The following is a 13,224-nucleotide window of genomic DNA, read 5'->3' as shown; positions in this document are numbered from 1 at the left end:
AGGTGTCTGTTGCCGCGATAGCTGACTAGGATATTGATGTTATTGAGGCCCCGCAGATGCGCCCAGACCAAACCCCGCCGCATATTGCCACTCTGATTCTGGCGACCGGGCTGGCGGTTCTGTCGCTGAACATGTTCTTGCCCTCGCTGGCGCGGATCGCGGGAGAGTTTCAGGTGGACTACGGCCTCGCGAACTTGTCAATCGCCGCCTACCTGGCGGTCTCGGCGGTGTTGCAGATCGTCATGGGGCCGCTGTCCGACCGCTACGGGCGGCGGGTGGTGATGCTGGTGTCGCTGCTGATATTTGCCTTTGCCTCAGCCGGCTGCGCGCTGGCGCAGGATATCTGGGTGTTCCTGGGCTTTCGCCTGTTGCAGGGCGCGGTGGTGGCCGGGGCAGTTGTCAGCCGTGCGGCGGTGCGGGACATGCATCCGGCCTCCGAGGCTGCCAGCAAGCTGGGCTACATCTCGATGGCCATGGCGCTGGCGCCGATGCTGGGGCCTATGCTGGGCGGGTTTCTCGACATGGCGTTCGGCTGGCGGTCGTCCTTTGTGCTTTATTCGCTCATGGGGGTTGCCATGCTGGTGCTGACCTGGCGCGACTGGGGCGAGACCAACAGCCAGCGCTCGGCAACGTTCGGAGCCCAGATGCGGACCTATCCGCAACTGTTCTCTTCTCGCCGGTTCTGGGGATACAGCTTCTGCGCGTCCTTCTCGGTAGGGGGCTTTTACGCTTTCATCACCGGCGCGCCGCTCGTGGCGGAGGCTTGGTTCGATCTGAGCCCCGCAATGCTGGGCCTTGGCATCGGGATCATTACCTGGGGTTTCATGGCAGGCAATTTTGCGACCGGCCGGCTGGCAGTGCGGGTCAGCCTGCTGACCCTGATCCTAGCCGGGCGCGTGATTGCCATCGCCGGGCCGGCCGGTGGTCTGGCGCTGTTCCTGGCAGGGCAGGGGTCGCTCTGGGTGTTTTTTGGGGCCGCGGTCTTTGTCGGGTTTGGCAACGGGCTGACCCTGGCAAACGCCAGCGCCGGACTGATGTCGGTGCGCCCCTCACTCGCGGGCAGCGCGTCCGGCTTGTCCGGAGCCATGATGGTGGCGCTGGGCGCGGTGCTGACAACTTTGACTGGGGCGTTGGTGGAGCCGGAAAATGCTCCTCTTGCGGTGCTCGGCGTAATCCTGGCGACAAATGCGCTGGCTCTGCTGTCGGCGCTCTACACCCGCTGGGTCGACCGGCGCGAGCCGCTGCCGGACCTGACCTGAGCCACGCGTTCAGCCCCGACCGGTACCGCGTCCGAAACCCCGTACGCACGCCAATCTCCCCCTTCCCAAGACGCCGCAGCCATGGTACCCGGCGCGCGGTATTTGCGGATCGGGGGCCAATCCCCGGACCGGACAGTAAGGAGAACGCCAAATGGCTCTGGAACGCACCTTTTCGATCATCAAGCCTGATGCAACCCGCCGCAACCTGACCGGCAAGATCAACGCCAAGTTCGAGGAAGCGGGCCTGCGCATCGTCGCGCAGAAGCGCATCCACATGTCCAAGGAACAGGCCGGCAAGTTCTACGAAGTGCACGCCGAGCGCCCGTTCTACGGCGAACTGTGCGAGTTCATGTCTTCGGCTCCGGTCGTGGTGCAGGTTCTGGAAGGCGAAAACGCCATTGCCAAGAACCGCGAAGTGATGGGCGCCACCAACCCGGCCGACGCGGCCGCCGGCACCATCCGCGCCGAATTTGCTGAATCGGTTGGCGAAAACTCCGTGCACGGCTCCGACGCGCCGGAAACCGCCGCGGCCGAGATCGCCTACTTCTTCTCCGGCACCGAGCTGGTAGGCTAAGCCAACGCTGCCAGAGCATAAGGAAAAGGGCCGCACCGGAATGCCGGTGCGGCCCTTTTTTGATATTGGTTTGGTTTCCAGCGCCGGTATCCCAGTCTGGCTGCCGGCGGGGTCCCGGCCCGGGCTTTTTCTTAGCCAACGGCGCTCAATGCATCCGCATCTGCGGATCGTGCCGGGCGCCTTGCCCCGGCCGCGGCGGCGTGCGGCGTTCACGCCGGCCCGGGCCTGGCCGCGCCGCGCGCGCCATGCGCTTGGCGAGCGGTTCTCGCGCTTCGGCCTCGCGTTCCAGATGGCGGCGCAGCAGGACCACGTTGCGGCTGTTGGCCTTCCAGCCGATATCGAACAGGTCACCCACCAGCGGGATCGAGCCGATCAGCGCATCAATTCCGGTATTGGCCACCATCCGCGCCAGCGTCGTGTTGGGCACGCCCATCCGGTGCGCGGATATCAGAATATAGCCCGCTGGCAGCAGCGTCAGTGCATCGCCCACACCCGGAATCAGGCCCAGGATGCTGTCCCAGCCGATCCGCGTGCCGATCACCGGCAGCCGGAAGGCCTTATCCATGCGCCCCGCGAGCCGCTCCAGCTGCTCCAGGCGCTCTTGATGAAGAAGCGGCGCGTCAGGCATGGTCCGGCGTCCTCGCGATGATCCAGACAGCGTGCACGATGCCGGGGATGTAGCCCAGGATGGTGAGCAGGATATTGAGCCAGAAATGCTTGCCCAGGCCGACCTGGAGAAACACGCCCAGCGGCGGCAGAAGGATGGCGAAGATGATGCGGATCAGGTCCATACCGGATCTCCCTTTTGGTTAGCGGCTGTTGCCGGACTAACCCTCAGGGGACGGTTTTGGTTCCGTTCTTGCTGGCGTTGCGATGGCGAAGCCGCCGTTGCAAGGGTTGTGCCTGCCGCCGGTCTTGACGCCGCAGCAGCGGAACCCGGTGAAGAAACGCTGCCCATCCCCCGGCCGCTGGCTTCGCTGCTGAATTGCCTGCGCCAGGCTTTGCCGCAGCCTCCGCAAGTGCCGATGACCGGCTGAGGCAGCTGATGCACTAGCTGATGCAACTGAAGCACTAGCGGGCGCAACTGCTGCACGGGACGCACTGGCTGATGCGGCTGACGCACTAGCGGGTGCAAGCGCTGCACCTGACGCACTGGCCGATGCACCTGACGCACTAGCGGGCGCAAGTGCTGCACCTGACGCACTGGCTGACGCAGCTGACGCACTAGCGGGCGCAACCGCTGTACCTGACGCACTGGCTGACGCAGCTGACGCACTAGCGGGCGAAACTGCTGCACCTGACGCACTGGCTGTTGCACCTGACGCACTAGCGGGTGCAACTGCTGCACTTGACGCATTGGCTGGTGCAGCTAACGCACCAACGGGTGCAACTGGAGTGCCAGCCACCGGCGCCTGCTTATGTTGCGGCACCGCCAGCATGCGCATCTAGCTCCGGGCCGCGCCGCACAAAGACCGTACCCCTACCTTGCCGCGGCCTGCATCGATGCGAAAGCCGTTCCCACCACTGGGCCGGCCGCCGCACTGGCCGTATATGCAGCCGCGCTAACCCTCCGGCGCCCGGCCCGCCTCGTTGCCAGCGCCGGGAGCTGCGGAACCGGGCCGCGCGATCACTCCAATCATGTCCAGCGCCGCCTCCAGCTCGGCGCGGCCGCGGTCGAAGGCGCGCGCCTTGATGTCGTCGAACCGCTTGCGCAGTTCCTGCTTCTCCGCTCCCTTGCAATCGTTCCACGGGCGCCCCTGCAGCGCCATCACCAGCACGTAATAGCCGATGAAATGCGGCCGCGTCCCGCTTTGCAGCAGCCGCGCATAGGCCGCATCCGCCCCGGACGCGCGCAGTTCCTCTGCCGAAGAGATGCCCGCACGCAAACAGGCCTCCTCATAGGCGGGGCCGAGATTGCGGATCGAAGAGATGGGCGTGTTCATGCTTTGTTCATACAGGCTCGGCGCGCTGCTGTCACCCGGCAAATCCGCCTGCAAAACCCTTTTGCCGGAGACTTGACGATTGACAGTCGCATACGCCACGGAAACCCTGCGTCCGGAGACAGGCTGCAAGCGGGCGGCAAGCCGGGGAGGCATTGGATGAAAGAAGCATGGCAAGACCCTCACAACATTCTGGATTTTGATCTTTCCGACCCGCCGCAAGGTTTCATCGAAGATCCGTTCCCCATTTACGACACCCTCCTGCGCGAAGCTCCGGTGCTGCCGCAGCCCGATGGCTCGGTGCTGCTCTGCCGCCATGCCGATCTGGACCGGATCTACCGGGACACCACGCTGTTCTCCTCGGACAAGAAAGCGGCTTTTGCGCCCAAATTCGGCGCCGGTTCGCCGCTTTACGAGCATCACACCACCTCGCTTGTCTTCTCCGATCCGCCGCTGCACACCCGGGTGCGCCGGATCATGGCCGCCGCGCTTACCCCGCGGGCCATCGCGCAGATGGAGCCGGGGCTGATTGCCGCGGTGGATGCGCTGCTTGACCGGATGGCGGGCTGGGCGGAGGTGGATCTGATCGAGGATTTCGCTGCCGCGATCCCGGTGCAGATCATCGGCAATCTGCTCGATGTGCCCATGGCCGAGCGGGCGCCGCTCCGGAGCTGGTCTCTGGCCATCCTCGGTGCGCTGGAGCCCGCGCTGACCCCGGCGCAGCTGGACGCCGGGCACCGGGCGGTGGAGGAGTTCTCGGCCTACCTCGAAATCCTAATCGCCCGCCGCCGCGCCGCGCCCGGGGACCCCGAAAGTGATGTGCTGACCCGGCTGATCCGGGGCGAGGCGGCAGCCGCGAAATTGAGCCCGGCCGAACTGATCCAGAACTGTATCTTCATCCTGAACGCGGGCCATGAAACCACCACAAACCTGATCGGCAATGGGCTGGCCCTGCTCAATGATTATCCGGAGCAGAAGCGCCTGCTGCTGGACCAGCCCGCCCTGATTAAACCCGCGGTGGAGGAGATGCTGCGCTTCCGCTCGCCCAACCAGCTGGGCAACCGGGCCACCACCGCGCCGGTGGAAATAGGCGGGCTGCACCTGCCCGCGGGCGTCAATCTGCACCTGGTGATCGGTGCCGCCAACCGCGACCCCGCGGTGTTCGAGGCGCCGGAGGTCTTCGACATCAGCCGCAAGCCGAACCGGCACCTGGCCTTTGCCGCCGGGCCGCATGTCTGCGTCGGGTTGAGCCTCGCGCGGCTCGAGGCGCAGGCCGCAATCTCCCGCCTGCTCAGCCGCTACCCGGATTACCGGCTGCGGCCGGGCCGGGTGCCGGGCGGGCGGATCCGCTTCCGCGGCTATGCGGCGCTGCCCGCGGTGCTGGGCTGTGCCGCCGGCTGACCCGACTGCCTATCCTTTTGCGCTTGCCGCGCCGCTTTTGCCCGGCGCCAGCCGCCCCCCGGATAGCAGACCGGAGGGCAGCCTCCACCTATTCTGACATTCGGAAAAACAGTGTGGTGAAGGAGGTTCACGATGATTTACCCGATCGTTCTGGCAAGTGGGAGTGCCGGTGAGAATGCCACGCAAGCCGATGGCCTGCCTGCACATTTCAGCGCCGGACCGGGACTCGAGAGCCGCTTTCAGGCGGTGCTGCGCGCACTTTCCGGAACCCGCTGTGCGGCCCCCCTCGTGATTACCGGGACAGGCTGCCGGCTTGCCGCCACCGCGCAGGCCGCCGCCGTCCAAGGCGCCGCAAGCCCCGGGCCCGGGCTTCTGCTGGAGCCCGGGGGCAGCAAACCCGCCGCCGCGGCCGCGGTTGCGGCGCTGCACTTTCAGCACCGGCCTGAGGCGCTGCTGCTGATTGTCCCGGCCAGCCATCATTTAGCAGATGCCGTTGCGCTGGACCGGCTGCTTCTGGGGGCTCTGCCGGATGCTGCCCAAGGGCGCATCGTGGCGCTTGGCGCGGCGCCCGGCAGCGCGGCGCTGGGATTTGGCCTGCTGGACTGCCGCAGCCCGCGCCCCGGCCGCAGCCCGCAGCCTGCGGTGCTGCTGCCCGCGGGCTGCAAACTGACCGAGGCCGGACCTGGCGCGCTGCACAATACCGGCGTTTATCTCTTGCGTGCGGGCACGCTGCTGGCGGCCCTCAAGCGCTGCGCGCCGCGCATCCTTCAGGCGGCCAAGGCGGCGCTGGCCGGCGCGCGCGGCTCCCGCGGCGCCGTGCAGCTGGACGCCGCGGGCTGGCAGCGGGCGCGGTCCGCCAGTTTCGAAGAGGCGGTCGCCAGCCGCGCGGGATCGCTGGTGGCGCTTGCCAGCGGGCCTGCGCCGGATATCTATGCGCAGTGGGAAGCCGACCGCCGCGCCCCGTCTGCCAAGCCCTCCGCAGCGCTGCCCGGCGTCTCCTGCGATGTGATCAGGATGCCTCTGGCTGCCCCGGGCTTTCCGGACGCGGTTGCTTCTCACCCTGGCGCTCCGGCAGTGCCTGAAAGCGCCGGGGATGTGCCGCAGGCTGCGGGGCAATGGTCCGGCACCGGCACGCTTGGCGGCGCGGGCTGCCCGCCTTCGCGCTCCCTTGTCGCAGGGGACGGGCAGGGGGCCCGACTTGGCAGCGGCCTCCAAACGGTGCCGGAATCGCCGCCGTCCGGCGCCGGCGCACCGGAGCGTGCGGTCCGGGTGGAGCGGCTGGAGCTGCAGCCCGGCGCGCGGCTGCAGCTGCCCCCTGGGGCGGTGCCCGGCCACCTGGCTGTGCTGCAGGGCTGCGCGCTCCTCTGCAGCCGCGGCCGCAGCCGCCTTCTCTGGGAGGATCAGAGCGCGGTGGTGCCGGCAGGCGGCGGCCTGGTGATTGAAAACCCAACCCGGGCGCCCTTGCACGCGGTCCTGGTCGAAGCCTGCCCGCGCCAACTGTCTGCCGCGAAGCCGCTGCCCGCCTGGCCGGAAGAAAGCGCCGCCATTGTCCCGCTTCCGTCTCTGGCCTCGCAACCGGTCCCAAGCCGGCCGCGCCCCTGCTGACGGGCAGAGGAGGGCTGTGCCGGACTTGTGCTGAATTCCCGCAGTCACGCGGCGCGCCATTGGCACGGTCAATGCCGAACTGCCGCCCGCTTTTGCCCCGCGGACGCTGAGGGGACTTCCGGGGGAGGCGTTTCGCCGAATTGCGCCCGCCGCGGGCCGCCGCTGCGCTCCGCTGGCCGGTGCAAGCGGCGTTGCCAGCCGGGGCGCCAGGTCAGAACAGCCCGGCTTCCTTCGCGGTCAGCGCCGCCTGGGTGCGGTTCTTGGCCTCCAGTTTGCGGCAGAGCGTGCGCACATGCAGTTTTATGGTGACCTCCTGCAACTCCAGCTCCCGCGCGATCTCCTTGTTCGACAAACCCCGGCACAGCCCGTTCAGCACCTCCAGCTCCCGCGGGCTGAGACGTTCTGCCAGCGGATGCGCCGGTGCGGCGGCTTCCTCCCGCATCAGGTTCACCGGCACGTAGATCTCTCCTGCGCTCATGAAGCGCACTGCGTTCAGCAGCGATTGCGCCCCCATCGTCTTGGGCAGGAAGCCGACGGCGCCGCTGTCCAGCGCCTCCTGTGCGGTGCGGGTCGGAGCGCTGCCCGACAGGATCGCAACCCCCTTGCCGCCATTGGCCTGCAGTGCTTTGCCGAGCCCGTCGAGCCCCATCATCCCAGGCATGTTGTAGTCGAGCAGAACCAGGTCGAAAGGGCCTTCTTCGCCGATCTGCGTAAGTGCCCCGGCCAGGTCCACCGCCAGGCTCACTTCGGCACCGCCTTCGGATTTCAGATAGGCGGAGATGGTTTCCCGGACCAAGTCATGGTCATCTGCCAGCAAAATGCGCATCACTTCTCAGACCTGTTGTGGCTGTCCTGGGCCAGCGTGACACGGAAAGGTTGCCAAACGGTCAACTTAACGGCGGAGCGGCGCAGGCCGCCGGTAAGCCCGCGTTAGGAAGCTTGCTCTATGATCGGCGGCGCCCGGTCTGGCCTATACGGAAGGCTAGGCCGGTATACGCCTTATCCTGTGCCTCGCCGCGGCACCTGTGGCAGCTTGGCAAGCAGCAAGAACCCAAGACGAAGATTCCAACCCGAAGACCGCAATGCGAAGACCACTTCAGAAGCAACACAGCCGGGCGGGCCGGCTGCCTCAGAAAAGGACGTGCACATGAAAGCTTGGATCACACGGTTTGCGGCCGCCGCCGCGATTGCCTTCACCGCCCTGGCTACCGCGGCCGCCGCCGGCGGCGGCCCGGTGCTGACCTTGCGGGTGGAGGGCAGCAGCGCGGCGCAACAGCTGAGCCTTGAAGACTTGCGCGCGATGGACACCGTCACGTTTGAGACCGAAACGATCTGGACCACCGGGCCGCAGCGCTTCACCGGTGTGCCGCTGGCCGCCCTGGCGGCGCGCCTCGGCGGGGAGGGCAGCACCGTGCTGGCCAAGGCGGTCAACGATTATGCGGTGGAAATCCCGCTGCCCGCCCCGGGCGAGGACGGCCCGATGGTCGCTTTCGAGCGCAACGGCGCGGAAATGCCGCTGCGCGGCAAGGGGCCGCTCTGGGTGGTCTACCCCTATGACAGCAATCCCGCCTTCCGCACCGAGGAGGTCTATTCCCGCAGCATCTGGCAGCTCGACCGAATCGAGCTGCGCAACTGAGGCTGACCTGGCGATGCGTGAGACCGGCCGCCGCTTCCCCGAACTGCCGGGCTGGGTTCTGGTCCTGGCGCTTGCGGCAGCGGCAGTTCTGGTCGCGCAGTCGCTGCACCTCGGCTACCAGGTGGTGCAGCGGCTCGACGATCTCTCCACCGCGGCGACGGACAACATGCAGTGGAGCTTGTCGCAGGCCGAAGTAGAGCATCTGAAGCTGTCGCAGGCCGCCCAGGCGGCTGCAGAGCCGGCCGCGCTGCCGCAGCTCCGGCGCCAGTTCGACATTTTCTACAGCCGAATCGCCACTTTCCGCGACAGCCCGCTGTTTGCCGGCCTGCGCGGCACTGGGCCAGGAGCCGCGTTCCTGGACCGGATGCAAGGGCGCCTCGACGCCATGACCGGCTGGATCGACGGCAGCGATGCGGCGCTTCTGGCCGCGGCGCCGCAGATCCGCACGCTGCTGGCAGACAATGGCCGCGACGTGCGCGAGCTGGCGCTGCTGGGTTTGGTCCTGCAAAGCGACCTGCGCCATGGCCAGCGCCTGGAGCTGATGGCGCTTTTGTCGCGGCTAAGCTGGGTGGTGCTGGCGCTGGTGCTGGCGCTGGCGCTCACTGCGCTGACGCTCGGCGGCCTCTACCGCGCGGGCCGGCGGCTGGCGGCGGCGCGCACCCGCACCGCGAAGCGGATGGAGGCGATGGTGGCCTCCTCGCTGGACGCCGTGCTGATGGCCGGTGCCGACGGCCGCATCCGTGAGTTCAACGGCGCCGCCGAGGCCATTTTCGGCTACACCAGCGCCGAAGCCAAGGGCCAGGCTCTGGCGGATCTGATTGTGCCCGATCACTTGCGCGACGCCCATCTGGAAGGGATGCGCCGCTTTGCCCGCAGCGGCAAGACAAGGGTGGCGGGCAAGGGCCGGATCCGGCTGGAGGCGCGGCGCAAGTCGGGGGAGGTCTTCCCGGTTGAAATGTCGCTCGCCATCAGCCGCTCGGAGCGTGACACCGTCTTCATCAGCTTCCTGCGCGACATTTCCGACCGGATCGCCGCCGAAGAAGAGCTGCGCCGCGCGCGGGACGACGCGCTGGCGGGGGAGCGCGCCAAGGCCAATCTGCTCACCGTGATGAGCCACGAGATGCGCACACCGCTGACCGGCGTGCTGGGTGCGATCGACCTTATGGAATCCACCGCTCCCAGCCCGGAACAGGAGCGCTACCTGCAGGCGATGCGGGTTTCTGGCGAGCTGCTGCTGCACCATGTGAACGACGTGCTGGAACTCTCCCGGCTGGAGGCCGGCCGCGATACCGAGGAGCCGCGCGTCTTCGATCTTGCCGCCCTGGTGGGCGATCTGGTGGAAAGCCAGCAGGCCGCCGCCAAAAGCAACGGAATCGCGCTGTCGCTGCATTGCAGCCTTGGCGCCGCGCCGCATGTCTCGGGGCAGCCGCGGGCGGTGCAGCAGGCGCTGCTGAACCTGATCGGCAATGCGCTGAAATTCACCCGCGAGGGCGCCGTCAGCGTTGATGTGGAGCGCCGCCCGGGTAGTGACACGGTGGAATTCCACGTTGCCGACACCGGCAAGGGCATCCCCGCCGCCGATCTGGAACGCATCTTCGAGGATTTCACCATGCTCGATGCCAGCTACCGCCGCGGCAGTGAGGGCACCGGTCTGGGGCTCGCCATCACCCGCCGCCTGGTGCTGGCGATGGGCGGTGAAATCCGCTGCGAAAGCGAGGTGGGGGAGGGGAGCCAGTTCACCATCACGCTGCCGATGCCCGCCGCCGATGCCGCTCTGGCCGCGCCGCAGGATGTGGCCGCCAAAGAGGCGGAGCAGGCGGGTTGCCCCCGCCGTTTGCTCATTGCGGAGGACAATGACATCAACCGCGAGCTCCTGGCCCAGATGCTGACGGGGCAGGGCCACAGCGTGACCGCGGTGCCCGGCGGCGCCGAAGCCGTGGAGGCCGCCGAAAAGGCGCAATTCGACCTGATCCTCACTGATATCAGCATGCCGGGTGTCGACGGCATCGAGGCGCTGGGCCGCATCCGCACCCGGAACCTGGCCGAAGGCATCGAGGTTGTGGCGCTGACCGCCCATGCCGCCGCCGAAGATCACGCCCGCATCTTGGAGGCGGGCTTTGCCGAGGTGCTGACCAAACCTGTGAGCCCGGCCGCGCTGGCCGATCTGGTGGCCCGCCGCGCCCGTAAGAGCGCTGCCGCACCTCCGCCCGCACCCGCGCCGGCCGCCCCCGTCGCAACGGACCATGCCGGGGCGCCGCAGTCAGACATTCACCAGTTCTTCGACGCGCTGGGCCGCGACCGCGCCCGCGGTTTCCTGATCACCTTCTGCGAGGACGTGCGCCGCCTCAACGGCGGCTTGCAGGAGGCAGAGCAGCTCAGCGACAGCCAGCGCAAGGAAGCGCACCGGCTGGCGGGCTCTGCCGCGGTGCTGGGACTCACCGGCCTGCGCGCAGCGATGCTGGACATCGAAACCGCCGAGGAGGGCAGCACGCCGCCGCAGGGCGGTCTGGCGCAATCCTGGCGCGAAGCGGAACAGATGCTCACCCCGCACCTGCGCGGCTGATAGAGCGCGCCGATGGCGGTGCGGGAGCGGGCAGAGACGCAGGCGGCTGCCGCCGCTGTCAGCTGAGAGCCGGATCCGCGCGGCAGGACATGCAGCGCGGCGCGGCCGCCGCCTCCGCTGCCCGGGACGCTTGGGTGCCGTGCTTGTCTCCGTGCTGCGGACGAAAGCGACGCCAGCATGGAAAATCAGCCTCTGGACCCGCACCTTCACCGCGCCGGCCAGCGCAGAGGCCAGCGCCGCCGCCGGTGGCAGCCGCTTCAATGGCAATCGAAAGGACATTGCGCGGGCATTGTTGCGCCAAGCGGGCTTTGGGCGCAGTTTCCCTTTCCCCGGACGGATTTAACCCACGGCCTCTGTGACGGGTTTGCCGCTAGCGGTGCAGCGGTTGAGAACGGCGGCGCGGACTTGGGCTTCCGCGACCTGGCGGTCGACGTCCCTCGCCATGAGGCTTTGCCCCTACAGCTTCACACAATGCATCGTGGTTCCGGCGCGGCTCCGGCGGAGGCATCGGCTCCATCGTTGCCAGATGGCTCGGCCGAGGTATCGCGAAGCATTGATCGCCTCGCTCCGGGCGATCATTGCCGGCAGGCGAATTCTGAAAGAAATCTGCCGAGAGGGGCCCCCGCGCTCGCGGGCTGCCATGGCTTGGCGTTCTGGCGCGGGGGTATGACGGCATGAGCGCCGCGCGCTTCAATGGCATCATGGCATTTTCGGGTGTCGCAGGCCCCGTCAGCAGTGACGCTGCCGATGTCCTGACCGGACGGGATTTGGCCCGGCAGGTCCGGGAGAATGGGCGCGTCACCAGCATTGCTGGTGGTGGCCTTGATGCCTGTGCTGCCGATCAGAAGGTTCAGCGGACCGGTTCCGCCCCGGTAGAGCAGGTTCCCGTTCAGCGTCTTCTGGCAGCGGCAAAGCGGACTGCAGCCGGGCACGGCCCAGTCCAGACTGACCAGCCTCACCAGGCTCTGCGCGAACCCGGTGGTTTGCCGCAATGGCATGCCAAATAACACCTTCAAGGGCAGGCAGGTCTGGATCGCTGCATCGCTTAATTGGCACAGGCGGTTCACGCTTGCCTGTTGGCGGCGGCGTCCGGATCATCTCAGGATCAAACCAAGTCCACACCGGTCCGCATTGCTCCGGCTCCCGCAAGCGGTGTGTGTAACCGGAAATGACGGAGAATGTGCCCAGAACGACAAACACGCCCCGTAGCGGGGCGCTTTCTCGTTTATTTCCAAATTTTTATGTGGAAGTTGGCTCCGGCGGTAGGGATCGAACCTACGACCAATTGATTAACAGTCAACTGCTCTACCGCTGAGCTACGCCGGAACACGAGGTGGTGTATAGGGCGCGCGGATACTGGCGTCCATAGGAAAATCACGTCCCCCGGAAATTTTTTCCGGAGCCCGAGAACGTGCGCAAGCGGTTGTTTAGCCACGGGTTATTGCGTGCACGGCCATCGTCTGACAGCTGGCTTGTCTGGAATACTGGCGGAGGAAGGTTGCTTCCGGCAGTCGGGATCGTCACTGCCGCCAAATGGTCAACAGCGATCCAAAGCCCCCCGCCATTTCTTGGCGCGCGCTGGAAGTCAGCAGCTTGGCTGATGATTTTTGCTGCGCCGGCTGCCGTGAACAACGGCACCTCATAGCTTGGGTTCACGGAGGCCGCTGCCCAAGTTGCGGAACTCGCCAGCCTTCGAGCCATGACCAAGGCGGAGCATGGCTGGCGCAGCCAGTGCGCGGTCGAGGGGTGTGAACGCCTAGCCGACGATCTCGCGCCGCTCGGCGTAGCGCTCTGCTTCGCGCTGGAAACAGGTCCAGAAGCCGGACAGGTTAAGGCAGGTCCTGACGAACGGCCCAAGCTGGTCGCAAAGCGCGGGATCGGCCACGAAATCGCGACGGAGAAATTGATATGCATCATCATTTGCGGTGCCACCCGTGGCTCGCGCGTTCAACCACCCTTTATGCTTCAACGCCTGCTGCATTCGCGCGGATGGTATTTCTTCATGCAGGTACTCTGCCTTGGTCCTTGGCTGCCGTTTTCTTTTTCTAAAGCGAGGATTGGCAGCTGTGGCAGCGGCATCTGCGGCCGGTGCCATTTCCGAAATGAACCGGCTCTCCCGCTAGGGTCAGGACCCATTGATTTTCGGCTATCGGTATGATTCACGGCTCGAAAACGAGCGGTGACCATGTCTGATCTTTTCTGGCTAACTGACGCGCAGATGGCGCGCCTTGAGCCTTTCTTCCCCA

11 protein-coding genes, 1 tRNA gene and 1 pseudogene are annotated in these 13,224 nt (G+C 66.9%); 6 read left to right on the top strand and 7 right to left on the bottom strand.

From position 1 onward, the window contains the following. Positions 1 to 56: 56 nt before the first annotated feature. A complete protein-coding gene (locus ACOHX0_RS13955) occupies positions 57 to 1,259 on the top strand; it encodes a multidrug effflux MFS transporter (protein WP_420677517.1) in 1,203 nt (400 codons plus the stop codon). A 151-nt stretch (positions 1,260 to 1,410) separates the two neighbouring features. Continuing rightward, entirely contained in the window at positions 1,411 to 1,833 is a 423-nt protein-coding gene (gene ndk, locus ACOHX0_RS13950; RefSeq protein ID WP_420677516.1) for a nucleoside-diphosphate kinase, read from the top strand. Between the two features lie 145 nt (positions 1,834 to 1,978). Here the strand turns inward: ndk and ACOHX0_RS13945 are convergent, their stop codons facing one another. From ACOHX0_RS13945 to ACOHX0_RS13935, 3 genes are all read right to left on the bottom strand, one after another. Next, a complete protein-coding gene (locus tag ACOHX0_RS13945) occupies positions 1,979 to 2,461 on the bottom strand; it encodes a DUF4112 domain-containing protein (protein WP_420677515.1) in 483 nt (160 codons plus the stop codon). Continuing rightward, positions 2,454 to 2,624: a YqaE/Pmp3 family membrane protein gene (locus ACOHX0_RS13940; RefSeq protein WP_420677514.1), complete on the bottom strand. Its 171-nt coding sequence runs from the start codon at positions 2,622 to 2,624 to the stop codon at positions 2,454 to 2,456. Before ACOHX0_RS13940 ends, ACOHX0_RS13945 begins: the two co-directional genes overlap by 8 nt. A 771-nt stretch (positions 2,625 to 3,395) precedes the next feature. Further along, a complete protein-coding gene (locus ACOHX0_RS13935) occupies positions 3,396 to 3,776 on the bottom strand; it encodes a TfoX/Sxy family protein (RefSeq protein ID WP_420677512.1) in 381 nt (126 codons plus the stop codon). Positions 3,777 to 3,932: 156 nt separating this feature from the next. Here ACOHX0_RS13935 and ACOHX0_RS13930 point away from each other — a divergent pair, with 156 nt between their 5' ends. Both ACOHX0_RS13930 and ACOHX0_RS13925 read left to right on the top strand, forming a co-directional pair. Further along, a complete protein-coding gene (locus tag ACOHX0_RS13930; RefSeq protein ID WP_420677510.1) occupies positions 3,933 to 5,174 on the top strand; it encodes a cytochrome P450 in 1,242 nt (413 codons plus the stop codon). Positions 5,175 to 5,306: 132 nt separating this feature from the next. Next, entirely contained in the window at positions 5,307 to 6,779 is a 1,473-nt protein-coding gene (locus ACOHX0_RS13925) for a glycosyltransferase family protein (RefSeq protein ID WP_420677509.1), read from the top strand. Between the two features lie 211 nt (positions 6,780 to 6,990). Here ACOHX0_RS13925 and ACOHX0_RS13920 read toward each other — a convergent pair whose 3' ends face one another. Further along, a complete protein-coding gene (locus ACOHX0_RS13920; protein ID WP_420677508.1) occupies positions 6,991 to 7,605 on the bottom strand; it encodes a response regulator transcription factor in 615 nt (204 codons plus the stop codon). A gap of 321 nt (positions 7,606 to 7,926) precedes the next feature. Here ACOHX0_RS13920 and ACOHX0_RS13915 point away from each other — a divergent pair, with 321 nt between their 5' ends. Together ACOHX0_RS13915 and ACOHX0_RS13910 are read left to right on the top strand one after the other, a co-directional pair. Then, a complete protein-coding gene (locus ACOHX0_RS13915; protein ID WP_420677506.1) occupies positions 7,927 to 8,415 on the top strand; it encodes a putative pterin-binding protein in 489 nt (162 codons plus the stop codon). A gap of 13 nt (positions 8,416 to 8,428) precedes the next feature. Continuing rightward, positions 8,429 to 10,978 carry a hybrid sensor histidine kinase/response regulator gene (locus tag ACOHX0_RS13910; RefSeq protein ID WP_420677505.1) on the top strand — a complete coding sequence of 850 codons (2,550 nt, stop codon included), beginning with the start codon at positions 8,429 to 8,431 and terminating at the stop codon, positions 10,976 to 10,978. 339 nt (positions 10,979 to 11,317) lie between these two features. Here ACOHX0_RS13910 and ACOHX0_RS13905 read toward each other — a convergent pair. The 3 genes and pseudogenes from ACOHX0_RS13905 to ACOHX0_RS13895 form a co-directional block, all read right to left on the bottom strand. Further along, positions 11,318 to 12,106 (bottom strand): annotated as a pseudogene (locus ACOHX0_RS13905) (transposase); the annotation flags it as partial. A gap of 123 nt (positions 12,107 to 12,229) precedes the next feature. After that, a tRNA-Asn gene (locus ACOHX0_RS13900) sits at positions 12,230 to 12,304 on the bottom strand. 430 nt (positions 12,305 to 12,734) lie between these two features. Beyond that, entirely contained in the window at positions 12,735 to 12,959 is a 225-nt protein-coding gene (locus tag ACOHX0_RS13895) for a hypothetical protein (protein ID WP_420677503.1), read from the bottom strand. Positions 12,960 to 13,224: the final 265 nt, after the last annotated feature.

The organism is Cribrihabitans pelagius (assembly GCF_048820915.1).
In the GTDB taxonomy this organism is placed as follows: domain Bacteria; phylum Pseudomonadota; class Alphaproteobacteria; order Rhodobacterales; family Rhodobacteraceae; genus Cribrihabitans_A; species Cribrihabitans_A pelagius.
The sequence above is the reverse complement of the archived record's forward strand: the minus strand, read 5'-3'. Positions and strand labels throughout refer to the sequence as shown.

Coding starts and splice junctions, on each gene's coding strand:
- ACOHX0_RS13955 (WP_420677517.1), top strand. CDS start 57: ATGCGCCCAGACCAAACCCCGCCGCATATTGCCACTCTGATTCTGGCG.
- ndk (WP_420677516.1), top strand. CDS start 1,411: ATGGCTCTGGAACGCACCTTTTCGATCATCAAGCCTGATGCAACCCGC.
- ACOHX0_RS13945 (WP_420677515.1), bottom strand. CDS start 2,461: ATGCCTGACGCGCCGCTTCTTCATCAAGAGCGCCTGGAGCAGCTGGAG.
- ACOHX0_RS13940 (WP_420677514.1), bottom strand. CDS start 2,624: ATGGACCTGATCCGCATCATCTTCGCCATCCTTCTGCCGCCGCTGGGC.
- ACOHX0_RS13935 (WP_420677512.1), bottom strand. CDS start 3,776: ATGAACACGCCCATCTCTTCGATCCGCAATCTCGGCCCCGCCTATGAG.
- ACOHX0_RS13930 (WP_420677510.1), top strand. CDS start 3,933: ATGAAAGAAGCATGGCAAGACCCTCACAACATTCTGGATTTTGATCTT.
- ACOHX0_RS13925 (WP_420677509.1), top strand. CDS start 5,307: ATGATTTACCCGATCGTTCTGGCAAGTGGGAGTGCCGGTGAGAATGCC.
- ACOHX0_RS13920 (WP_420677508.1), bottom strand. CDS start 7,605: ATGCGCATTTTGCTGGCAGATGACCATGACTTGGTCCGGGAAACCATC.
- ACOHX0_RS13915 (WP_420677506.1), top strand. CDS start 7,927: ATGAAAGCTTGGATCACACGGTTTGCGGCCGCCGCCGCGATTGCCTTC.
- ACOHX0_RS13910 (WP_420677505.1), top strand. CDS start 8,429: ATGCGTGAGACCGGCCGCCGCTTCCCCGAACTGCCGGGCTGGGTTCTG.
- ACOHX0_RS13895 (WP_420677503.1), bottom strand. CDS start 12,959: ATGCAGCAGGCGTTGAAGCATAAAGGGTGGTTGAACGCGCGAGCCACG.